Source organism: Methylobacterium nonmethylotrophicum (genome assembly GCF_004745635.1).
GTDB classification, from domain to species: Bacteria; Pseudomonadota; Alphaproteobacteria; order Rhizobiales; family Beijerinckiaceae; genus Methylobacterium; species Methylobacterium nonmethylotrophicum.
In genome coordinates this window covers 231,103-251,472 of record NZ_SRLB01000004.1, presented here as the reverse complement: position 1 = coordinate 251,472, position 20,370 = coordinate 231,103, and the positions used below count along the sequence as shown (strand labels likewise).

Below are 20,370 nucleotides of genomic sequence, written 5' to 3'. Positions count from 1 at the left end.
GGCGCCGCGCTCCCATCCCCTTCGCCGAACGGCGCTCTAGCTCAGCCTCATGTCGCTTCGCCTCGTACGGCCCCGGGCCGCCTCGCCGCGCCGGCTCCTCGCCGCGCTCGTCCTCCTGATCCTGCCGGCCCTGGCGCCGTCCTCCGTCCTCGCCGACGGTCCGTTCGAGCCGCTGACGATCGTCTCCCGCTCCGGCCGCCACACCTTCCAGGTCGAGGTGATGCGCGACGATGCCGGGCGGGCGCAGGGCCTGATGTTCCGCCGCGCCATGGCGCCGGACCGCGGCATGCTGTTCGACTTCGAGCGCACCGCCCCGGTGGCGATGTGGATGAAGAACACCTACCTGCCGCTCGACATGCTGTTCATCCGCGCCAACGGCACGGTGGCGCGGATCGCCACGGACACCGAGCCGCTCTCGACCCGCACCATCGAATCGGGCGAGCCGGTGCTCGGGGTGCTCGAGCTCAATGCCGGCACCGCCGCCCGCCTCGGCCTGCACGCGGGCGACAAGGTCGAGCACCCGCTGTTTCGCGGGCGCTGACCGTCGAGCCCGGCGGCGTCTGCCGCCGGGGGCACGGCATCAGAAACCGCGATTCGAGATGCTCGGCATCGAGGGCTGGGTGAAGACCCGGTTCACGTCGGGCCGGCGCTGCGTCCCGTTGGTGTCGTTCGAGCGCACGTAGTTCTTGGTGTCGAAGGTCTCGGCGAGGCCGCTGCCGCGTGGATCGCCGGCGCTGGTGCAGGCGGCGGCGAGGCCCGCGAGGGAGAGCGCCGCGGCGACTCGGAGGAAACGCATGGATGAGGTCCCGGCTCTGACAGTCTGAGCCGGGGTGCCCCGGCGCGAGACCGCCCGTCAAGGCGCGCGCGGTCCCGGCGGCCGTGAAACCCCTCCCCTGTGCCTCCCGCGCCGCGCCCGGCGGAATGTGTGGAGGGCTACGATTCTCCGGCTGGCGGAGTCCGCGCCTTTGCGCGAGAGTCCCGGCCGATGAGCAACGTCGTTCCCCTGCTGCGCCCGCGCCCGGCGCCCGATGCCGCCGCCCGCGCCACCGCGGCGGTCGTCTCCGACCTGGTGACGATCGCCGAGCAGCTGCACGACATCGGCGCCCGGGCCGCCGCCCTCGGCCGTCCGCGCCCGGAGGCCGAGCGCACGGTGCAGATGGTGCTCGACGCCGTGACGTCGATCGAGCGCGCCCTCGACACCATCACGGATGGCGGGGACTACACGCCGTTCTGAGGAGGCGGGATGGTCGCGACGCCGCCGCTCACGATCCGCCGTCTGGGGCCGGCCGACATCGCGCTGATGCGCGACCTCAACGCCCTGTTCGGCGAGGTCTTCGACGATCCCGTGACCTATGGCGACGCGAAGCCCGACGATGCCTACCTCGCCGCGTTGCTCGGCCGAGAGCACGTTGCCGTGCTGGTGGCACTGGCCGGCGGAACCGTGGTGGGCGGCCTCACGGCCTATGCCCTCGACAAGGCCGAGCGGGCGCGGCGGGAGATCTACCTCTACGACCTCGCGGTCGCGGCGGACCACCGCCGGCGGGGCATCGCCACGTCGTTGATCGCGCATCTGCGCGCCGTCGCAGCTGAGAGCGGCACCTGGGTGATCTTCGTCCAGGCCGATCCGGACGACGCGCCCGCCCTCGCGCTCTACGGCAAGCTCGGCCTGCGCGAGGACGTGCACCATTTCGACATCCCGGTGCCGCCGCGGGGCTGATCGCGGCGGCGCCCCTCACGCCCCCGCATCGAGCACGCTGCGGAACACCGCGCCGTAATGGCAGGCCGCCGCGGCCAGCACGAAGCCGTGCCAGATCGCGTTCTGGAACGGCAATTGCCGCCAGACGTGGAAGATGACCCCGAGGGAGTAGAGCAGGCCGCCGGCGGCGAGCAGCCACAGGGCGCCCGGCGACAGGGCGGCGATGACCGATTCGTAGGCCATCAGCCCGCTCCAGCCGAGGGCGAGGTAGAGGGCGATCGCCAGCCGGTCGAAGCGGCCCGGGAGCGTCAGCTTCACGGCGGCGCCCGCCACCGCCACGAGCCAGATCCCGGCGAGCAGCCCGAAGGCGAACGTGTCGGTGCCGACGAGGGTGACGAGCGGCGTGTAGGTGCCGGCGATCATCAGGAAGATGGTGGCGTGGTCGGCCCGGCGCAGGCGCCATTTCAGCCGGCCGACCGGCCACATGTTGTAGGCCGCCGAGACGCCCAGCATCGCCACGAGGCCGGCGGCGTAGACGGCCACCGCCACCTTCTCGGAGGAGTTGAGATTCGAGAGGGCGGCGCTGACGATCAGCGTCAGGGCGCCCACCACCCCGAGGCTCACGCCGACCACGTGGACGACGCCGTCGGCGAGCAGTTCCCGCGGCGTGTAGGTCCAGGCGAGGTTCAGGGGCCGGCCGTCCGGCGCGAACCGCGCCGTCAGGGCCGCGGACGCGTCCAGGGTTTGCTCCTGCGCAGACATCGAACCTCCGCTCCCAGGACCGGGTGTCGCCTCCCGGTTGACCAAAGTTAAAGCGGAAGCATGAACGCCGGACGAACGTTCCCGGGTGCGCTCACGCGGCGCGGATTACGGCGCCCCTGGGCGCGCGGCACAGTCGCGATGATTTTATGGATGAGCCCGGCAGAGCCGGGCGTGGACGCTCGCCATGCCGAGCACCAGCATCGCGAAGACCTGATGGGCGAGGCCGGCCCAGAGCGGCACGACCAGGAGCAGGGTGACGATGCCGAGGCAGGCTTGCGCGACGACGAGGCCGAGGAGCGCCGTCGCCCGCCGCGCGGCGCCCGTGCCGGGCAGCGCGCGGCGGGTGTCGAAGGCGTGGAACGCCGCGACGACCAGAAGCGCGTAGGCGGTCAGGCGATGGTTGAACTGCACCAGGGTGACGTTGTCGACGAAGTTCTCGATCCAGGGCGTGCCGGACAGAAGGCCCGCGGGGACGAGGCTGCCATCCATCAGCGGCCAGGTGTTGTAGGTGAGCCCCGCCTTCGAGCCGGCGACGAGGCCGCCGAGCGCGATCTGCACGAGCACCAGGACCATCAGGGCGAGCGCCGTGCCGGAGAGCCGCGCCGGCACCGCCTCGTCGCGCGTCCGGTCGAGGCCGGCGGCGAGCCAGACGAGGCCGGCATAGATCGCGCTCGCCAGCGTCAGGTGCAGGGCGAGCTTGACCGGCGCCACCGCGGTCATGCCCGGCTGCAGGCCGGACGCCACCATGATCCAGCCGACGGCGCCTTGCAGGCCGCCGAGCACGCCGAGGCCGAGCAGGCTGAACGACAGGCGCCGGTCGAGCTGGCCGCGCCACCAGAAGGCCAGGAGCGGCAGGAAGAACACGAGGCCGATCAGGCGGCCGAGCAGCCGGTGGCCCCATTCCCAGCCGTAGATGAACTGGAACTCGGACAGGGTCATGCCCTGGTTGAGCAACGTGTATTGCGGCGTCGCCTGGTACTTGGCGAATTCCTGCGCCCAGGCCTCGGCGGAGAGCGGCGGGATCGCGCCGGTCACCGGCTTCCACTCGGTGATCGACAGGCCCGAGCCGGTGAGCCGCGTCGCGCCGCCCACCGCCACCATCGCCACGACCAGGGCGGCCATGACGAAGAGCCAGGTCCGTACGGCGCGGCGGGACCGGGGCACCGCGGTGGCGGGTGCCGCGGCCGGGGCGATGCTGATCGTGGAGGTGCTGCTCATGCGGCCCGCTTAGCGGCGGGGACGGGGCCCGCGCAACGTCCTGCGGTGCCGCACCGGAGTCACCCCTCCGGCCGCGCCAGCACCCCGCCGGTGATCGCCTGGCTCACCCCCGTCGTCGACGGAAAGGTGATCGGCAGGCCTTCCAGCGAGCGCACCGCGAGGTAGGCGAAGGCCTGCGCCTCCAGGAAGGCGGAGGACCAGCCGATGGCGTCGGCGGTCGTGATCTCGGCGCGCAGGTGGTAGTTGAGCTGGCGCAGCAATTCGCCGTTGCGGGCCCCGCCGCCGGAGACGATCCAGCGGGTCGGCGGGTCGCTGGCGTGATCGAGCGCCCGGGCGACCGCGCGGGCGGTGAAGGCGGTGAGCGTCGCGGCGCCGTCCTCGGTCGAGAGCTGGCCCGCGAGCTTGTGCGAGAACCAGTTCCGGTCGAGGGACTTCGGCGGCCGGCGCGAGAAGAACGGGTGGATCAGCAGCCAGGCGAGCAGCGGCTCGTCGGGCCGGCCGCGGGCGGCGGTGCGGCCGTTGTCGTCGAGGGCGTGGCCGGTGCGCTCGCGCATCCAGTCGTCGATCAGCGCGTTGCCCGGGCCGGTGTCGAAGGCGAGGATCCTGCCGTCCCGGGCGATCAGGGTGGCGTTGGCGACGCCCCCGATATTGAGGATGCCGAGGCTGTCGGTGAAGCCGGAGGCCTGGGCGAGGGCCCGGTGGAAGACCGGCACCAGCGGCGCCCCCTGCCCGCCCGCCTCGATGTCGGCGTTGCGCAGATCCGACACCACCTTGATGCCGAGACGACGGCTCAAGGCGCCCCCGTCGCCGATCTGCACGCTCATCTTCTGGTCGGGCCGGTGCACCACGGTCTGGCCGTGGAAACCGACGACGTCGATGTCGGCGGGCGTCAGGCCGTTCTCGGCGAGGAAGTTCTCGACCGCCTCGGCGTGGAGGCGCGTCACCAGCTCCTCGGCCTGGGACAGGCAGCCCGGGCGCTCGCTGCGCTCGGTCACGCCTTCCGCGTCGACGAGGGCCTGGCGCAGGAGCGCCCGGTCGTCGTCCGAGTAGGCGCGGTAGCCCGTCGGCCCCAGGGGCTCGAGATAGCCGTTGTGGCTGCGCTCGACCCGGACCGTCTCCCCGTCGGTCTCGATCAACGCGACGTCGACGCCGTCGAGGGAGGTGCCGCTCATCAGCCCGATCGCCCGCCGCATCGTCATCCCGACTCGTCCCCCGTGCCTTTCGGGGCCGGCGCTGCTATGAGCCGACCCGTTCCGAATCCGACGGAGCTAGCATGGCGGCGCCGCGCTGTCGCGCCGCCGCCCCTCACGAGACCGATCGAGAGTTCCATGGCCGCGCCCACCGACTTCGCGCCGCGTTCCGACTTCCTCCGCGTCCTGATGGAGCGCGGCTACGTCCACCAGTGCTCCGATTTCCCGGGCGTGGACGAGGCCGCCCGCGAGGGCCGGCTGACGGCCTATGTCGGCTACGACTGCACGGCGCCGTCGCTCCATATCGGCCACCTGCTCTCGATCATGATGCTGCACTGGCTCCAGGCGACCGGCGGCAAGCCGGTGGCGCTGATGGGCGGCGGCACCACCCGCGTCGGCGACCCGTCCGGCCGCGACGAGAGCCGCAAGATCCTCACCCTGGACCAGATCGAGGACAACAAGACCGAGATCAAGAAGACCTTCTCGCGCTTCCTCGACTTCGGCGCCGGCGCCAACGCCGCCGTGATGGCCGACAACGCCGAGTGGCTGACCACGCTCAATTACATCGAGATGCTGCGCGAGATCGGCCGGCACTTCTCGGTCAACCGGATGCTGTCGATGGACAGCGTGCGGCTGCGGCTCGAGCGCGACCAGGAGCTGTCGTTCCTGGAATTCAACTACATGATCCTGCAGGCCTACGACTTCGTCGAGCTGAACCGCCGCCACGGCGTGACGCTGCAGATGGGCGGCTCGGACCAGTGGGGCAACATCGTCACCGGCATCGATCTCGGCCGGCGCCTCGGCACGCCGCAGCTCCACGCCCTGACCTGCCCGCTGATGACCACGGCCTCGGGCGCCAAGATGGGCAAGACGGCGTCGGGCGCGGTCTGGCTCAACCCGGACCTGCTCAGCCCCTACGATTACTGGCAGTTCTGGCGCAACACCGAGGACGCCGATGTCGGCCGCTTCCTGCGCCTGTTCACCCTGATGCCCCTCGACGAGGTGGCAAAGCTCGAGGCCCTGGGCGGCCAGGAGATCAACGAGGCCAAGAAGGTGCTCGCCACCGAGGCCACCGCCCTGCTCCACGGCCGCGAGGCGGCGGAGGCCGCCGCCGAGACGGCGCGGCGCACCTTCGAGGAGGGCGCGCTGGCCCAGAGCCTGCCCACCGTCGAGGTGCCGCGCGCGCTCATCGAGGCAGGCCTCGGCGTGCTCTCGGCCTTCGGGCCGGATCATGCGGGCCTCGTGCCCTCGACCAGCGAGGCGCGCCGGCAGGTGAAGAGCGGCGGTCTCAAGGTCAACGACGCGCCCGTCAGCGACGAGCGCGCGGTGATCGGCGCCGGCGACGTCACCCCGGAGGGCGTGGTGAAGCTGTCCTTCGGCCGCAAGAAGCACGTGCTGCTGCGGGTGGTGTGACCCGCTCTTCGCTTGATTTGTTCCTGTAGAAGTAAGTCGCGGGATCCCCTCTCCCGTGTGGGAGAGGGGAGACGCGCTCTACTTTATTTGGAAGCATCAGGTGGACATCGTAACAGAGCTTCCGCTCACGCGAGCCCCGGCGGCCGGCGCGCGTGCCAGTCGGTGACCTGCTGGATGGCGTGGCCGGCGCGGCAGAGCAGCGCCTCCGACAGGTGAGGCCCGACGAGCTGGACGCTTAAGGGAAGGCCGGCGGCGTCGATCCCAGCCGGCAGGGTGATGGTCGGGCTGCCCGAGAAGTTGAACGGCGCGGTGAAGCGCAGGATCCGCAGCAGCACCTCCGGGTCCTGGCCGTACTCGCCCATCCGGGCGCGGCTCGGGACCGGCACCGGCATGGTCGGCACGAGGAGGAGGTCGACCTCCTGAAACAGGTCGGCGAGCGCGCCCGAGAAGGCGAGCCGCTCGTGGTAGACCGCGCCGAGGTCGAGGCCGGTGACCGCGCGGCCCTGGTCGATCAGGCCGGCGAGGTCGGGCCCGTAGGACGCGGCCCGCGCCGGATAGGTCTCCCGATGGGCGAGCGCCGTCTCGACCGAGCAGAACGGGATCCAGCCGCGCACCAGGTCCGCGGTGGGCGGCATCGTGATCTCGCGGATGCGCGCGCCGAGGTCGCGCAACACCGCCTCCGTCGCCTCGAGGGCCGCGACCACCTCCGGGTCGATCCCCTCGGTCGTGAAGCCCCGGTCGATGCCGATGGTGAGGCCGCGGATCGGCCGGCCGATTCCGCCGAGATAGTCGTCGACGGGCGCCGCCAGGGCGGTCGGGTCGCGCGGGTCGGCGCCCGCGATGACGCCGAGGATCGCGGCCGCGTCGGCGGCGCTGCGGGCCATCGGCCCGACATGGTCGAGGGAGGCCGCGAGGGGAAACACGCCGTGGCGGCTCACCCGGCCCCAGGTCGGCTTGATCCCGGTGAGCCCGCAGGTCGCGGAGGGGAAGCGGATCGAGCCGCCGGTGTCGGAGCCGAGCGAGCCGTAGCACAGCCGCGCCGCGGTGGCCGCACCCGAACCGGTCGAGGACGAGCCGAGCCAGTGGCCCCGGCCCCAGGGGTTGACCGGGCCCGGATTCTCCGGGTGGTGGCTGGTATAGGCCCCCTCGGTCATCGCGAGCTTGCCGAGGATCACCGCCCCGCCCTGCTCCAGCCGCGCGACCACGGTGGCGTCCGTGCTCGGCACGTGATCGCGATGGATCAGCGTGCCGGCGCCGGTGGGGGCGAAGCGCGTGTCGCACAGGTCCTTGATGCCGAGCGGCACGCCGTGCAGCGGGCCGCGGCTGATGCCGAGGGCGGTCTCCCGGTCCGCCCGGGCGGCGGCCGCCAGCGCGTGCTCGGCGGTCACGGTGGTGTAGCTGCGGATCTCGCCGTCGAGGGCGTCGATGCGCGCGAGCATCGCGGTCGCGACCTCGACCGCGCTCACCTGCCGCAGGCGGATCGCCTCGGCGATGAAGACCAGGGTCTCGAAGATCAGGGTCTCGTCTTGCAGGCTCGCGGCCATCGTCGCTCTCCCTGTTGCAGGCCGCATCCTTCCCGCCGATCCTGGCCTCGTCTTGTCCCCAAAGGCCACGCGCCTTGGCCCGGAGCCGTCAGGGCTGGCATCCGCATTGCTTGAGGCAGCGCGGACGAAAAGCCGGAGGGTCAGTCATGAGACCGCTCAACGCCTCTCCCCCGTCGCCCCGTTCCCCGTCGCCTCCTTCCTCATCGGCATCGTGCCTGCCTGCGCCGATCACGACCTTCGACACCAACGTGCTCGCGGAAAAGTACCGGTTCTCGTACTGGCGCGACGCGATCTGCGCCCATCTGAGCCCGTCGGAGACGATGCGGAAGATCGCCGACGAGCCCTTCGCGGCCCGGCTGCGCAAGGTCTCCCTCGGCAAGGTCAATGTCTGCGACATCCGGTTCTCGCCGATGGAGAACCGCCGCGACGCCGCCTGCCTGCGGCGGATGCCGGACGACGACGTGTTCGTGGCGCTGATGAAGACCGGCACCGGCCGGCTGGTGCAGGACGACCGCTGCGCCCTCCCGGCCGTCGGCGACCTCGTGATCTACGATTCGGCCCGGCCCTTCCTGTGGGAGTTCGAGCAGGACACGAGGATGATCATCGCCCGCCTCGCCCGCCGGCAGATCGCGGCGCGGCTGCCCGACTTCGAGCACCTGGCGGCCCGGATCATCGGGCCCGACCAGCCCCTCGCCTCGACCATCGCCCACACGATGACCGACATCGTCGAGCTCGAGACGCCCCTGAGCGAGAGCTGCTCGCAGCGGCTCGGCAACTCGTTCCTCGAATTGCTGACCGCCTCCCTGGAGGCGAGCCTGACGGCGCCGGGGCGCAGCCTTTCCGACGCGGACCTGGTGCGCCAGGCCAAGACCTACCTGCTCGCCCATATCGAGGACCCGGACCTCGACCTCGCCCGGGTGGCGAACAGCCTCGGCGTGTCGCTGCGCACCCTCTGCCGCGCCTTCGCGGCCGACGGCACCACGGCGATCCGCTGGCTGTGGCAGCAGCGGCTGGCCCTCGCCTTCCGGCTGCTCGAGGAGGGCCAGGCCCGCAATGTCGGGCAGGTGGTGATGCAGTGCGGCTTCAGCGACTTCTCGCATTTCAGCCGCGCCTTCAAGAAGGCCTACGGGGTGATGCCGAAATCGGTGCTGCGGGCGGCGGGCTGAGTCCGCCTCACCCCCGCGGCGCCAGCACGATCACCGCCGCCCCGGCAAGGCAGAGGGCGGCGCCCGCGCAGTCGAACCGGTCCGGCCGCTGGCCCTCCGCGCCCCAGAGCCACAGGAGCGAGGCCGCGATGTAGACCCCGCCATAGGCCGCGAAGGCGCGGCCGGCGGCGTCCGACTCGGTCAGCGCCAGCAGGAACGCGAAGGCGCCGAGGCAGGCGACCCCCGGCACCAGCCATAAGGGCGAGGCGCCGAGCCGCCACCAGGCCCAGACCGAGAAGCAGCCCGCGATCTCGGCGAGCGCGGCGGCGGCGTAGAGGAGGAAGGTCGGCATGGCCGCGCTTCTCCCCCGCCGTGCCCCGCTTCGTGAAGCGTCAGGCCCGCCGCTTGATCAGCGCTGCCGCGGCGAGGCCGACGCCCGCCATCACGGCGCCGGTGGTGAGCGGATGCAGCTTCGCCCGCGTGTAGGTGCTGGTGTGGCGCACCATCCCCGGATGGTCGCCGCGCACGTGGCCGTCCCGGGTCGGCTGGTGGAGGGCGCCGTTCGGGTCCCGCGGCGGCTCCGCGCGGAGCTGCTGGCCCGCCATCACGCCGCCGAGGCGGTCGAAGGTGCCGGGGGCGAGCTTCTTGAGGCCGGTCATCGCCCGGCCTGCGCCGCCGACGATGATCTCGCGCTGCGGATAGACCGCGGCGTGCAGGATGGCGTGGGCGACCTCGTCCGGGTGGTAGGCCGGCGGCGGCAGCTTCGGCTCGCGGTCGAGGTAGTTGCGGGCATGCTGCGGGAACGGCGTGTCGATCGCCGCCGGCTTGATCAGCGTCACCGAGACGGGAGCCCGGTCGACATCGAGCTCGGCCCGGAGCGCGTCGGTGAAGCCGCGGATCGCGTGCTTGCTCGCCGAGTACATGCCCTGGAGCGGGATCGCCAGGTCGGAGGCGATGCTGCCGAGGTTGATGATCGCGCCGCCGCGCCGCCGCAGATGCGGAGCCGCCACCAGCGAGCCGTAGACCACGCCCCAGAAGTTGGTCTGGAACAGCCGGTCGTGGTCCTCGTCCGAGACCTCCTCCAGGCGGCCGTAGATCGAGATGCCGGCGTCGTTGACCCAGGTGTCGAAGCCGCCGAAGCGCTGCACCGCCTTGTCGGCGATCGCCTGCACCTCCTCGCGCCGGCCGACATCGGCGACGACGTGGGTCGCCTCGCCGCCCGCCGCCTCGATCTCCTCCTGGATCGCCGCCAGCGCCTCGCCGTTGCGCGAGGCGAGCACCACCCGGGCCCCCGCCCGTGCCGCCCTGCGGGCCGTGGCGAGCCCGATGCCGCTCGAGCCGCCGGTGATGACGATCACCTGCTGGTCGAGGGGCTTGTGCGCGTGGCTCATGGAATCCTCCGTACAGGATGGGGGTATCCAGGCGCTAACGATGGGAGGCGTGCATCGTTCATTCGGAGCGCGGACGCCGTGTTCATTCGGAGCGCGGGCGCCGTTCACGCGCGCCGCCGCCGCGCCGGCCTCCCATATCCCGAACCTCTGGCACGAGCCCGAACAAGCTATTGGACAGCGGCGGGTCCCACCCCCATGATCCCGGCCGCGGCGAGGCCCCCGACGCCAGTTCCAGAGGGGCCCGCCCGGCGTAAGGTCAGGGAGGAAGCCTATGGCAGGGACGGGTCGTGCCGGTGTCGTCACGCGGCGCGAGGCGCTGATCGGAGCGGGAGCGGCGGCGGGCAGCCTGCTGCTGCCGGGCGGCGCGGCTTGGGCGCAGGCCGCGGGCAAGCCCGCCGAGCTGAAGGTCGGCATCGCCACCTACCTGTCGGGCCCGGCGAGCGTCTTCGGGGTGCCCGGCCGCCAGACCGCCGAGATGCTGTTCGACGAGATCAACGCCGCGGGCGGGATCAGTGGGGTCAAGGTGCGGCCGATCTTCGTCGACGAGGGGCCGGGCGTCGACCACGTCGTCGGCGAGTACCGCCGGCTGGTGCAGTCGGAGGGCGTGCACCTGGTCTTCGCGGCGATCTCGTCGGCCGACTGCATCGCCTGCGCGCCGCTCGCCGACGAATTGAAGCGCCCGACGCTTCTGTGGGATTGCGGCACCCAGCGCATCTTCGAGGATAACCGCTACACCTACGCCTTCCGCACCCAGGCCAACGCCACGCCGGAGATCCTGGCAGCGCTGCTCTACCTCCTGAAGGTCAAGCCAGACTTCAAGTCGATCGCGGTGATCAACCAGGACTATGCCTGGGGCCGCGATTCCTGGGACATCTTCCGCACCGGCATGAACACCCTGAAGCCCGGGGTGAAGATCGCGGCCGAGCTGTTCCCCCGCTTCGGCGCCACCGACTTCTCGACCGAGATCACCCGCGTGCTGGCCCTGCGGCCCGACGTGGTGCTGTCGACCTCCTGGGGCGGCGACCTCGACGCGCTGATCCGCCAGGCCTCGGACCGCAAGCTGTTCGAGCGCTCGACCTTCGTGATGCCGCTCGCCGAATCCTCGCTCCAGCGGGTCGGCAAGGCGCTGCCGGCCGGCCACATCGTGGGCGCGCGCGGCGACCACTGGTTCCTGCACCCCTCCCCGGCCGATCCGGAGCGGCTCAAGCGCTTCAGCGACTCGTACCGCGCCAAGTACAATGCCTGGCCGATCTATCCCTGCTTCCACATGGCCCAGGCCGTCTCGGCGATGAAGGCCGGCATCGAGAAGGCGGTGGCGGCGAAAAACGGCGGCTGGCCCTCCGACGCCGAACTGGCCACGGCCTTCAAGGGCCTCGAATTCCCCTCGCCCACCGCCAGCGTGCGCATCCGCGAGGACGGCCAGGGCCTCGAGAACCAGCTCATCGGCACCACGCTGCACACCGAGAAATACCCCTTCCCGGTGCTCACCGACATGATCGTCTTCCCGGCCGAGACCGTGACGACGCCGGTCGGGCAGAAGAGCGCCGACTGGCTCAAGACGCTGACCCCCGAGATGGTGGCCAAGCTCCCGCAGGCGCAGGCCTTCAAGAGCTGATGGCCTGGCTGTCGGAGAACGGGATCCTCGTCGGGCTCGCCCTGCTCGACGGGCTGTCCTATGCCGCCGCCGTGTTCATGGTGGCGGTGGGGCTGAACCTGGTGTTCGGCGTGCTGCGGGTGCTCAACGTCGCCCATGGCAGCCTCTACGCCATCGGCGGCTACGCCGCGGCCTCGCTCGGGCTGTTCGCGGCGTCGCTCGGCGCTCCGCCCTGGCTCGGCCTGCCGATCCTGCTCGCGGCGTCCGTGCTCGTCGGTGCCCTGCTCGGGCCGGTGATCGAGCGGCTGCTCTTACGCCGGATGCAGGACCGCGAGCCGGTGCTGCAGCTCCTCGTCACCTTCGCGCTGTTCATGATCCTCGAAGACCTGCAGAAGCTGGTCTGGGGCGTGCAGCCTGTGGTGTTCGACGCGCCGCTGAAGTGGCTCGGCACCGTCGACGTGCCCTTCGGGACCGATGTCATCCCGTTCACCGCCTACCAGCTCTACGTGCTGCCGGGGGTGGCGCTCGCCACCCTCGCGATCCTCGCCTATGTGCTCCGCTACACGCTCACCGGCCGGATGGTCGTCGCGGTCACGGTCGACCGGGAGGCGGCCCGCGCCATGGGCATCGACGCCGCCAAGGTGACGATGCTCACCTTCACGGTCGGCGCGGCGCTCGCGGCGCTCGGCGGGGCGCTTGCCGCCCCCACCGTCTCGCTGGTGCCGGGCGTCGGCGCCTCGACCATCGTGCTCTCCTTCGCGGTGGTGGCGACGGCGGGCCTCGGCCAGATCGAGGGGGCGGCGGTGGCCGCCCTCCTCATCGGCCTCGGCCGCTCCTTCGCGGTCTACGTCGCCCCCGAATTCGAGGTGGTGGTGCCCTACGCCATCATGGTGGCGGTGCTGCTGTTCCGGCCGCAAGGGCTGTTCGGCGTGGCGGAGACCCGGCGGATATGACCTGCGCTCTCGATCAAGGAGGGCTGGCGCCGTGACCCGCCGCTCCGAAACCCTTCTCGCGCTCGCCGGCGCCGTGCTGGTGGCTGTGCTCGCCTATGCAGTGCCGTGGCTGCGCTTCGTCCTCACCATCGCGCTCGCCAAGGGCCTCGCCGTGCTCGGCATCCTGCTGCTGCTGCGGGCCGGCCAGGTCAGCTTCGGCCACGCGCTCTATCTGGCGCTCGCCGCCTACACGGTGGCGTTCGGTGCCATGGCGGTGCCGGAGGCGCTGCTGCTCCTGCCCATCGCGGCGCTCCTCGCCGGCCTCCTCGGCCTGCTGATCGGGCTCTTCGTGGTGCGCTACCGCGAGATCTTCTTCGGCATGCTGAATCTGGCGCTCAGCATGGTGTTCTACTCGGTGCTGGAAAAGTTCTACGCGCTGACCCACGGCGCCGACGGCATCCGGCTCCCGCCCGTGACTTTCCTCGGCCGGCCGCTCGCCGGCGAGGCGGGCGAGTGGACGGTGTTGGGGCTAGCCCTCGTGCTGGCGCTCGCCTGCGGCGCGCTGGTGCGGGTGGCTTTGGCCTCGCCCCTCGGCGAGGCGCTCGCCGGCATCAAGACCCGCGAGACGCGGCTCGACTTCATGGGCGTGTCGCCCAAGCGCGTGCTCCTCGCCGCCTACGTCGCCTCCGCGGTGATGGCGGGCTTGGCAGGGGCGATCATCGCCCTCACCACCCGCCACGTGACGCCGGCGCTGAGCTACTGGACCACCTCCGGCGAGCTCGTCTTCATCGCGATCCTGGGCGGGGCCGGCAGCGTGGTCGGGCCGTTCCTGGGGGCCGCGGCCTACGAGCTGACCCGGGTCTACGCGGCGGCGACCGTCGCCAATGCCTGGCAGATGGTGCTCGGCCTCGTGCTGCTCGGGGTCATCGTGTTCGCGCCGGGCGGCATCTGGGGCATGATCGCGAGCCGCAGGAGGGCCGCATGACCCCCCTGCTCCAGGCCAAGGGTCTGCGCCTCGCCTTCGGGGGCCTGAAGGCCGCCGACGGAATCGACCTCGACGTGGAGGCCGGCGAGTTCCTGGCGATCATCGGCCCGAACGGCGCCGGCAAGACCACCTTCATCAACATGACCACCGGCTACCTGAAGCCGCAAGGCGGCTCGATCGCCTTCGAGGGCAAGCCGATCCTCGGCCTGTCGCCGCGGCGCATCGTCGGGCTCGGCGTCGCCCGCAGCTTCCAGCTGCCGCAGCTCTTCACCGAGCACACGGTCTTGCAGAACGTGGCGCTCGCGGTCGCCGCCCGCGAAGGCGTGTGGTCGGTGCTCAACCCGCTCCTGCGCCCGCGCTTTCGCGACGAGGCGGAGGAGCTGATTTCGCGCTTCGGCCTCGCCCGCATCACCGATGTGCGGGCCGACGCCCTCAACGAGGGCGCCCGCAAGCTCGTCGACATCGCCATGGCGGTGGCTTTGCGCCCCCGCCTCCTGCTGATGGACGAGCCGACGAGCGGCGTCGCGGCGGCCGAGAAGATGGGCATCGTCGAGACCCTGGTCCGCGTCCTGCGCGAGGCCGGCGTCACGGCGGTGTTCGTGGAGCACGACATGGAGGTGGTCGGGCGCTTCGCCGACCGGGTCGCGGTCTGGGGCCAGGGGCGCATCGCCGCGCTCGGACCGCCGGCCCGGATCCTCAACGATCCGGAGGTGCAGCGCACGGTGATCGGCACGCTACCTCCGGGAGGCACCCATGCTGCGGCTTGAGGGAGCGGCGGTCGAGATCGCCGGCGCGCCGGTGCTGCGCGGCGTCTCGCTCCAGGTGCCGCCGGGCGGGCGCGTGGCGCTGATCGGCCGCAACGGCGCCGGCAAGACCACCACGCTCCGCGCCCTGATGGGGCTTCTGCCCCTGCGCGCCGGCACGATCGTGCTCGACGGGCAGGAGGCCGGCTCCGTGCCGGCCCATCACCGGGCGCGGCTGGGCATCGGCTACGCCCCGGAGGAGCGCAAGCTCTTCGGCAGCTTCACGGTGCAGGACAACCTGCTGCTGCCGGCCCAGGTGCTCGGGCTCCCGAAGGCCGAGGTCTCGCGCCGGCTCGATGCCGTCTACGCGCTCCTGCCGGAGCTGAAGGACTTCGCCCCCCGCAAGGCGGCGGGCCTGTCGGGCGGCCAGGGCAAGATGGTGGCGCTCGGCCGCGCCCTCATGGTCGGCACCCGCGCGGTGCTCCTCGACGAGCCGTTCCAGGGCCTCGCCCCGGCGCTGGCGCTCCGCTACGCCGAGGCCCTCGCCCGCCTGCGGGCCGCCCTGCCGGACGTCGCGATCCTGATCACCGAGAGCAGCCCGGACCTGCTGCGGGCGCTGGTCGACACCACCATCCAGATCGAGCGCGGCGAGATCGCCGCGGCTTGAGACGTCAGGGAGTACGCAGATGAGGCTGGACGGCAAGGTCGCGATCGTCACCGGCGCCGGCGGCGGCTTCGGCGAGGGCATCGCCAGGCGCTACGCCGAGGAAGGCGCCAAGGTCGCGGTGCTCGACCTGCGCGGCGACGCCGCCGAGCGGGTGGCGAAGGACATCGGCGCGTCGGCGATCGCCATCGCGGCCGATGTCGGCAGCGAGGCCGACGTGCAGGCGGCGGTCCGCCGCACCACCGAGGCCTTCGGCACGCCCCACATCCTCGTCAACAACGCCGGCACCACCCACCGCAACCAGCCGCTGATGGAGGTCGACGAGGAGACCTTCGACCGCGTCTTCCGGGTCAACGTGAAGTCGATCTTCCACTTCGTCCGCGCCCTGGCGCCGGCGATGCGCGACAATGGCGGCGGCGTGATCCTCAATGTCGGCTCGACCGCCGGCATCCGGCCCCGTCCCGGCCTGACCTGGTACAACGCCTCGAAGGGGGCGGTGAACCTGATGTCGAAATCGCTCGCGGTCGAGCTGGCGCCGTGGAAGATCCGCGTCAACGCGCTCTGCCCGGTGATGGGCGAGACCGGCCTCCTCGAGGCCTTCATGGGCGTGCCGGACACGCCGGAGAACCGGGCGAAGTTCGTCGCCACGATCCCGCTCGGCCGGATGTCGCGAGCCTCGGACATCGCCAACGTGGCGCTCTTCCTCGCCTCCGACGAGGCCGAGTTCATCACCGGTGTCGAGATGCCGATCGACGGCGGCCGCACGGTCTGATCGAGGACGGTAAGCCCGCGTCCCCCGGTCCGGGGACGCGGGCCCCCTGCCTCAGCGGGCCGCCGGAAGCGGCTTCACGCTGGCGCAGATCTGGCCCACCTCCTCGAAGGTGCGCAGGGACTTCTCGGCGAGGATGCGGGCGTCCTCCACCAGGCTCTGCACGCTCTCGCGCATCATCTCGCTCTGCAGCATCGAGAATTCCTGCACCGAGCGCGCGCCGGCAAGACGCTTCAGGCCCTCGAGGTTGCGCTGCCAGCGCTTCTGGCCGAGCTCGACGGAGCTGCGCCACGCATCCTGCGCCGCGTGGGTCATCACCGTGCCGCAGCGGCTGACCGCGTCGGTGTTCTGCCGGGCCTGCGCGGCGAACCGCTCGCCGTCCTCGCTGCCGACGCCCATCGTGCGCGCCAGTTGCTCGTTGAACTCCCGCGCCGTCCGCGAGACCGTCTCCACGCTCATCTGCATGATCTGCTGCGCGTTGTCGGCGGTCTTGCCCTGCAGCGAGCCGGCTTTGTCGATGCTGTCCTTGGCAAGCTCGGCCATCCTGGACGCCTGGGCGGCGCCGTTCTCGATTCCGTTGGTGGCTCCGTCCGACGCGGCCTTCAAGGGTTCGATCTTCTTGGCGTGTTCGGAATGCTGGGTCGCAGCCATTTCGCTTCTCCTGGTCTCTGCCGATCGATGCGCCTCAGCCCTTTCCTCCCAGGACACAGATTATCTCGTCGTCTTGCGCCTATCCGGGCTGATCTTGCGTCGTGTTCTTTGGCGCCAATCGATGCAATGCTTATAGATTATAACCGGAACGCGGGTGCGATAACATACGATACGATCGAAAATTTCGATGCGGCGCAGGATTATGGATCTGTGGTGGGTGCCGTATCGCCGAAGATCGGGACGAAGCCTCACCCCGGCTGACACATCTCGCAGAAGAACGTCGACCGCCCCGACTGCACCAGCCGCCGCACCACGCCCCGGCACCCGCGCGCCGTGCAGGCCAGCCCCTCCCGGTCGTAGACCCGGAAGGCGTGCTGGAACGCGCCCTCGCTGCCGTCGGTGTGGACGTAGTCGCGCAAGGTGGAGCCGCCCGCCGCCACCGCCTCGGTAAGGACGTCGCGGATCACGACAGCGAGGCGCTTGGCCTTCTGGGTCGGGCGGCCGGCGGCGTCGGCAAGGCTGCCGGCGGGGGCTTCCGGGTGGAGCTTCGCCCGGTGCAGCGCCTCGCAGACATAGATGTTGCCGAGGCCCGCGATCAGCCGCTGGTCGAGGAGCGCGGCCTTGAGCGGCGTGCGCTTGCCCGCAAACAGCTGCGCGATCGTCTCGCCCGATAGTTCGTTGCCGAGGGGCTCGATCCCCATCCCGGCGAAGTGGCGGCAGGTCGAGAGGTCGGCGGAGGGCACCAGGTCCATGAAGCCGAAGCGGCGGGCGTCGTTGTAGACGACCCGGGCGCCGTTCGAGAGCGCGAACCGGACGTGGTCGTGCTTGGACTGCCCCTGCGCCCCTTCGAGGTAGAAGTCGCCGGGCGAGACGTGCCGGCCGTCGGGGAGCTGCACGTCGAAGCGCCCGCTCATGCCGAGATGCATGATCAGCGCCTCGCCGGAGGACAATTCGGCCACCAGGTACTTGGCGCGCCGCGACAGGGCGGTGACCTCCTGGCCCTTCACCCGCGCGGCGAAGCGCGGCGGGAAGGGAAAGCGCAGGTTCGGCCGGTTCAGCACGACCTCGGTGAAGCGGGCGCCGACCATCGCGGGCGCGAGGCCCCGGCGCACGGTCTCGACTTCGGGCAGTTCGGGCATTGGTCTCCCATGGAGAGGGGCAACGGTGCGACCGCGGGCGCGACGAAGCGCACCGCTCAGGACTGCAGGCCAAGATGGTGATTTGCCATCGGCTTCGCTATGCAGGCCGCCACGACAGGGGACCAGACCGCATGGCCGGCGACGAGACCAGCACCGATTTCGGCTTCGAGCGCGTCCGGCTCGAGGAGAAGCAGGACCGCGTCAACGAGGTCTTCCGCTCGGTGGCCAAGCGCTACGACCTGATGAACGACCTGATGTCGGGGGGCCTGCACCGGGCGTGGAAGAGCGCCTTCGTGTCGGCCTTGCGCCCCTCGCGCACCCGGCCGTTCCGGCTGCTCGACGTCGCCGGGGGCACCGGCGACATCGCGTTCCGCACGCTTCAGGCCGGCGGGCCCGACACCACGGTCACGGTGCTCGACATCAACGAGGCGATGCTCGGCGTCGGCCGCGAGCGGGCCGGCCACCGGTACGGCTCGCGCATCGACTTCGTGGCCGGCAACGCCGAGGCGCTGCCGATGCCGCCCGAGACCTTCGACGCCTACACGATCGCCTTCGGCATCAGGAACGTGCCGCGGATCGAGCTGGCTCTCAAGGAGGCGCACCGGGTGCTCAAGGTCGGCGGGCGCTTCCTGTGCCTCGAATTCTCCCATGTCGACGTGCCGGGGCTCGACAAGATCTACGAGGCCTACTCGTTCAAGGTCATCCCCCGCCTCGGCTCGCTGGTCGCCGGCGACAAGGAATCCTACCAGTACCTCGTCGAGTCGATCCGCCGCTTCCCGACCCCGGGCAGCTTTGCCCGGATGATCGAGGAGGCGGGCTTCGGCCACGTCACCCACCGGCCGCTCTCGGGCGGGATCTGCGCCATCCATTCCGGCTGGAAGCTCGCGTGAGTCGCCGCCGGTGCTGAGCGTCGTCGCCCACCTCGCGCGGGGCATCCAAGTCGGCTGGGTGATGGCCCGCGAGGGCGCGCTCGCCTTCGTGGACGCCGCCGAGCTGCCGCCCCACCTGCGCCTCGTCCTGCGCTTCGGCCGCAAGCTGGAGCGGCCGGGCCTGGGTCCCGGCCGCCTGCCCGCGGCGCTCACGCGGCTCGGCCCCTCCTACGTCAAGGTCGGGCAGTTCCTGGCAACAAGGCCCGACATCGTCGGCATGGCGGCGGCCCGCGACCTCGAGCGGCTGCAGGACCGGGTGCCGCCCTTCCCGCAGGCGGTGGCGGTCGCGACCCTCGAGGCCTCGCTGGGCAAGCCGCTCGCCGAGGTCTTCACCGCGTTCAGCGAGCCGATCGCGGCGGCTTCCATCGCCCAGGTCCACAAGGCGCATTACCGCGACCGCGACGGCGCCGAGCGGGTGGTCGCGGTCAAGATCATGCGGCCCGGGGTGCGCGAGCGCTTCGCCCGCGACATCCAGGCGATGCGCTTCATGGCGCGGGTGGTCGAGGTCCTGCGGCCCGAGGCCGAGCGCCTGCGCCCGCGCGAGGTGGTGGAGACGCTGGCCCGCTCCGTCGCCATGGAGATGGACCTCCGGCTCGAGGCCGCCGCCCTCTCGGAATTCGCCGAGAACATCAAGGACGATCCCGAGTTCCGGGTGCCGCAGCCGGTCTGGGAGCTGACCGCCCGCGACGTGCTGGCGAGCGAGTGGATCGACGGCATCCGCCTCAACGACCGCGCCGCCATCGTGGCGGCCGGCCACGACGCGGCGGCCCTCGGCCAGACCGTGATCCAGTCCTTCCTGCGCCACGCGATCCGGGACGGCTTCTTCCATGCCGACATGCATCCCGGCAACCTGTTCGTCGATCCGGCCGGACGCCTCGTCGCGGTCGATTTCGGGATCATGGGCCGGCTCGGGGCCAAGGAGCGCCGGTTCCTCGCCGAGATCCTGCTCGGGTTCATCCTGCGCGACTACCGCCGGGTGGCGGAGGTGCATTTCGAGGCCGGCTACGTCCCCTCGCACCACTCCGTCGACGATTTCGCGCAGGCCATCCGGGCGATCGGCGAGCCGATCCACCAGCGCCGGGCCGACGAGATCTCGATGGCCAAGGTGCTGACGCTGCTCTTCGACGTCACGGCGCTGTTCGACATGAGCACCCGCACCGAGCTGGTCATGCTCCAGAAGACCATGGTGGTGGTCGAGGGCGTCGCCCGCTCCCTCGATCCGCGCCTCGACATGTGGACCTCGGCCGAGCCGGTGGTGCGCTCCTGGCTCGCCCGCAACCTCGGGCCGATCGGCCGCGCCGACCAGGCGCGCCGCGCGGTGCTGACGCTGGCCGACGTGGTTGCGGACGTGCCCGACCTCGCCCAGCGCGCCAAGCGCGTGCTGGTGCGCCTCGACGAGGAGGGCCCGCGCGACGTGGCCCGCGTCGAGCGCCGCATCCGCGTCGAGACCAAGCGGATGGTGTGGTCGACCCTGGCGCTCTGGGTGATCGCCGGCTCGATGCTGGTGATGGCGCTGCGCTGAGTGGTCTCCCGGGTCCGTTAGGGCTTGTCCCGGCGCGCCGGGGCCCATTTGATGGGCAGAGCGCGCGAGAACCCCGTCCGGGA

Annotated in this window: 22 protein-coding genes; 13 read left to right on the top strand and 9 right to left on the bottom strand. The window is 71.5% G+C overall.

The genetic code is table 11. The annotated features are described in order from the left end of the window. Positions 1 to 49 precede the first annotated feature (49 nt). On the top strand, positions 50 to 541 hold the full coding sequence (locus tag EU555_RS06150; protein WP_135413781.1) for a DUF192 domain-containing protein: 492 nt from the start codon (positions 50 to 52) through the stop codon (positions 539 to 541). Between the two features lie 39 nt (positions 542 to 580). Here the strand turns inward: EU555_RS06150 and EU555_RS06145 are convergent, their stop codons facing one another. Then, a complete protein-coding gene (locus EU555_RS06145; RefSeq protein WP_135413780.1) occupies positions 581 to 796 on the bottom strand; it encodes a hypothetical protein in 216 nt (71 codons plus the stop codon). 189 nt (positions 797 to 985) lie between these two features. Here EU555_RS06145 and EU555_RS06140 point away from each other — a divergent pair, with 189 nt between their 5' ends. Further along, on the top strand, positions 986 to 1,234 hold the full coding sequence (locus EU555_RS06140) for a hypothetical protein (RefSeq protein WP_135413779.1): 249 nt from the start codon (positions 986 to 988) through the stop codon (positions 1,232 to 1,234). Between the two features lie 9 nt (positions 1,235 to 1,243). Further along, positions 1,244 to 1,717: an AAC(3)-I family aminoglycoside N-acetyltransferase gene (locus EU555_RS06135; RefSeq protein ID WP_135413778.1), complete on the top strand. Its 474-nt coding sequence runs from the start codon at positions 1,244 to 1,246 to the stop codon at positions 1,715 to 1,717. 15 nt (positions 1,718 to 1,732) lie between these two features. On the opposite strand, the gene trhA is transcribed toward EU555_RS06135, so the two are convergent. The 3 genes from trhA to EU555_RS06120 all read right to left on the bottom strand — a co-directional run bounded on the left by trhA (position 1,733) and on the right by EU555_RS06120 (position 4,875). After that, a complete protein-coding gene (trhA, locus tag EU555_RS06130; RefSeq protein WP_135413777.1) occupies positions 1,733 to 2,458 on the bottom strand; it encodes a PAQR family membrane homeostasis protein TrhA in 726 nt (241 codons plus the stop codon). Between the two features lie 144 nt (positions 2,459 to 2,602). After that, on the bottom strand, positions 2,603 to 3,676 hold the full coding sequence (locus tag EU555_RS06125; protein ID WP_135413776.1) for a COX15/CtaA family protein: 1,074 nt from the start codon (positions 3,674 to 3,676) through the stop codon (positions 2,603 to 2,605). A gap of 59 nt (positions 3,677 to 3,735) precedes the next feature. Further along, on the bottom strand, positions 3,736 to 4,875 hold the full coding sequence (locus EU555_RS06120; RefSeq protein ID WP_205820808.1) for an anhydro-N-acetylmuramic acid kinase: 1,140 nt from the start codon (positions 4,873 to 4,875) through the stop codon (positions 3,736 to 3,738). Positions 4,876 to 5,004: 129 nt separating this feature from the next. Here EU555_RS06120 and tyrS point away from each other — a divergent pair, with 129 nt between their 5' ends. Next, positions 5,005 to 6,279, top strand: a complete 1,275-nt coding sequence (tyrS, locus tag EU555_RS06115; protein WP_135413775.1) for a tyrosine--tRNA ligase — start codon at positions 5,005 to 5,007, stop codon at positions 6,277 to 6,279. 125 nt (positions 6,280 to 6,404) lie between these two features. Here the strand turns inward: tyrS and EU555_RS06110 are convergent, their stop codons facing one another. Next, a complete protein-coding gene (locus EU555_RS06110; RefSeq protein ID WP_135413774.1) occupies positions 6,405 to 7,823 on the bottom strand; it encodes an amidase in 1,419 nt (472 codons plus the stop codon). Positions 7,824 to 8,071: 248 nt separating this feature from the next. Here EU555_RS06110 and EU555_RS06105 point away from each other — a divergent pair, with 248 nt between their 5' ends. After that, positions 8,072 to 8,989, top strand: a complete 918-nt coding sequence (locus tag EU555_RS06105) for a helix-turn-helix domain-containing protein (RefSeq protein ID WP_167858453.1) — start codon at positions 8,072 to 8,074, stop codon at positions 8,987 to 8,989. Between the two features lie 7 nt (positions 8,990 to 8,996). On the opposite strand, the gene EU555_RS06100 is transcribed toward EU555_RS06105, so the two are convergent. Beyond that, positions 8,997 to 9,320, bottom strand: coding sequence for a YnfA family protein (locus EU555_RS06100; RefSeq protein ID WP_135413772.1), 324 nt, complete (start codon positions 9,318 to 9,320; stop codon positions 8,997 to 8,999). Between the two features lie 40 nt (positions 9,321 to 9,360). Further along, complete coding sequence (locus EU555_RS06095; protein ID WP_135413771.1) at positions 9,361 to 10,359, bottom strand: SDR family oxidoreductase; 999 nt, start codon at positions 10,357 to 10,359, stop codon at positions 9,361 to 9,363. 271 nt (positions 10,360 to 10,630) lie between these two features. Between EU555_RS06095 and EU555_RS06090 the strand changes: the two genes are divergently transcribed. Genes EU555_RS06090 through EU555_RS06065 form a run of 6 tightly spaced genes read left to right on the top strand, consistent with a single transcriptional unit; the run spans position 10,631 to position 16,049 of the window. Then, positions 10,631 to 11,974 carry an ABC transporter substrate-binding protein gene (locus EU555_RS06090; protein WP_135413770.1) on the top strand — a complete coding sequence of 448 codons (1,344 nt, stop codon included), beginning with the start codon at positions 10,631 to 10,633 and terminating at the stop codon, positions 11,972 to 11,974. Continuing rightward, positions 11,974 to 12,906 (top strand): branched-chain amino acid ABC transporter permease, encoded by a 933-nt coding sequence (locus EU555_RS06085; RefSeq protein ID WP_099905989.1) that lies wholly within the window; start codon positions 11,974 to 11,976, stop codon positions 12,904 to 12,906. The genes EU555_RS06090 and EU555_RS06085 overlap by 1 nt, the downstream gene beginning before the upstream one ends. A 31-nt stretch (positions 12,907 to 12,937) precedes the next feature. Beyond that, positions 12,938 to 13,870: a branched-chain amino acid ABC transporter permease gene (locus tag EU555_RS06080; RefSeq protein WP_135413769.1), complete on the top strand. Its 933-nt coding sequence runs from the start codon at positions 12,938 to 12,940 to the stop codon at positions 13,868 to 13,870. Beyond that, the gene (locus tag EU555_RS06075) at positions 13,867 to 14,637 is read left to right on the top strand and encodes an ABC transporter ATP-binding protein (RefSeq protein WP_135413768.1); all 771 of its coding nucleotides are present in this window, start codon (positions 13,867 to 13,869) and stop codon (positions 14,635 to 14,637) included. Before EU555_RS06080 ends, EU555_RS06075 begins: the two co-directional genes overlap by 4 nt. Then, positions 14,624 to 15,280 (top strand): ABC transporter ATP-binding protein, encoded by a 657-nt coding sequence (locus EU555_RS06070; protein ID WP_135413767.1) that lies wholly within the window; start codon positions 14,624 to 14,626, stop codon positions 15,278 to 15,280. The genes EU555_RS06075 and EU555_RS06070 overlap by 14 nt, the downstream gene beginning before the upstream one ends. Before the next feature lie 19 nt (positions 15,281 to 15,299). After that, a complete protein-coding gene (locus EU555_RS06065; protein ID WP_135413766.1) occupies positions 15,300 to 16,049 on the top strand; it encodes an SDR family oxidoreductase in 750 nt (249 codons plus the stop codon). 51 nt (positions 16,050 to 16,100) lie between these two features. On the opposite strand, the gene EU555_RS06060 is transcribed toward EU555_RS06065, so the two are convergent. After that, on the bottom strand, positions 16,101 to 16,697 hold the full coding sequence (locus tag EU555_RS06060) for a phasin family protein (protein ID WP_135413765.1): 597 nt from the start codon (positions 16,695 to 16,697) through the stop codon (positions 16,101 to 16,103). A gap of 248 nt (positions 16,698 to 16,945) precedes the next feature. Next, on the bottom strand, positions 16,946 to 17,836 hold the full coding sequence (gene mutM / locus EU555_RS06055) for a bifunctional DNA-formamidopyrimidine glycosylase/DNA-(apurinic or apyrimidinic site) lyase (RefSeq protein ID WP_135413764.1): 891 nt from the start codon (positions 17,834 to 17,836) through the stop codon (positions 16,946 to 16,948). A 131-nt stretch (positions 17,837 to 17,967) separates the two neighbouring features. Here mutM and ubiE point away from each other — a divergent pair, with 131 nt between their 5' ends. Both ubiE and ubiB read left to right on the top strand, forming a co-directional pair. After that, positions 17,968 to 18,726: a bifunctional demethylmenaquinone methyltransferase/2-methoxy-6-polyprenyl-1,4-benzoquinol methylase UbiE gene (ubiE, locus tag EU555_RS06050; protein WP_135413763.1), complete on the top strand. Its 759-nt coding sequence runs from the start codon at positions 17,968 to 17,970 to the stop codon at positions 18,724 to 18,726. A gap of 61 nt (positions 18,727 to 18,787) precedes the next feature. Further along, complete coding sequence (gene ubiB / locus EU555_RS06045) at positions 18,788 to 20,287, top strand: 2-polyprenylphenol 6-hydroxylase (protein ID WP_425375088.1); 1,500 nt, start codon at positions 18,788 to 18,790, stop codon at positions 20,285 to 20,287. The last annotated feature ends 83 nt before the right edge of the window (positions 20,288 to 20,370 follow it).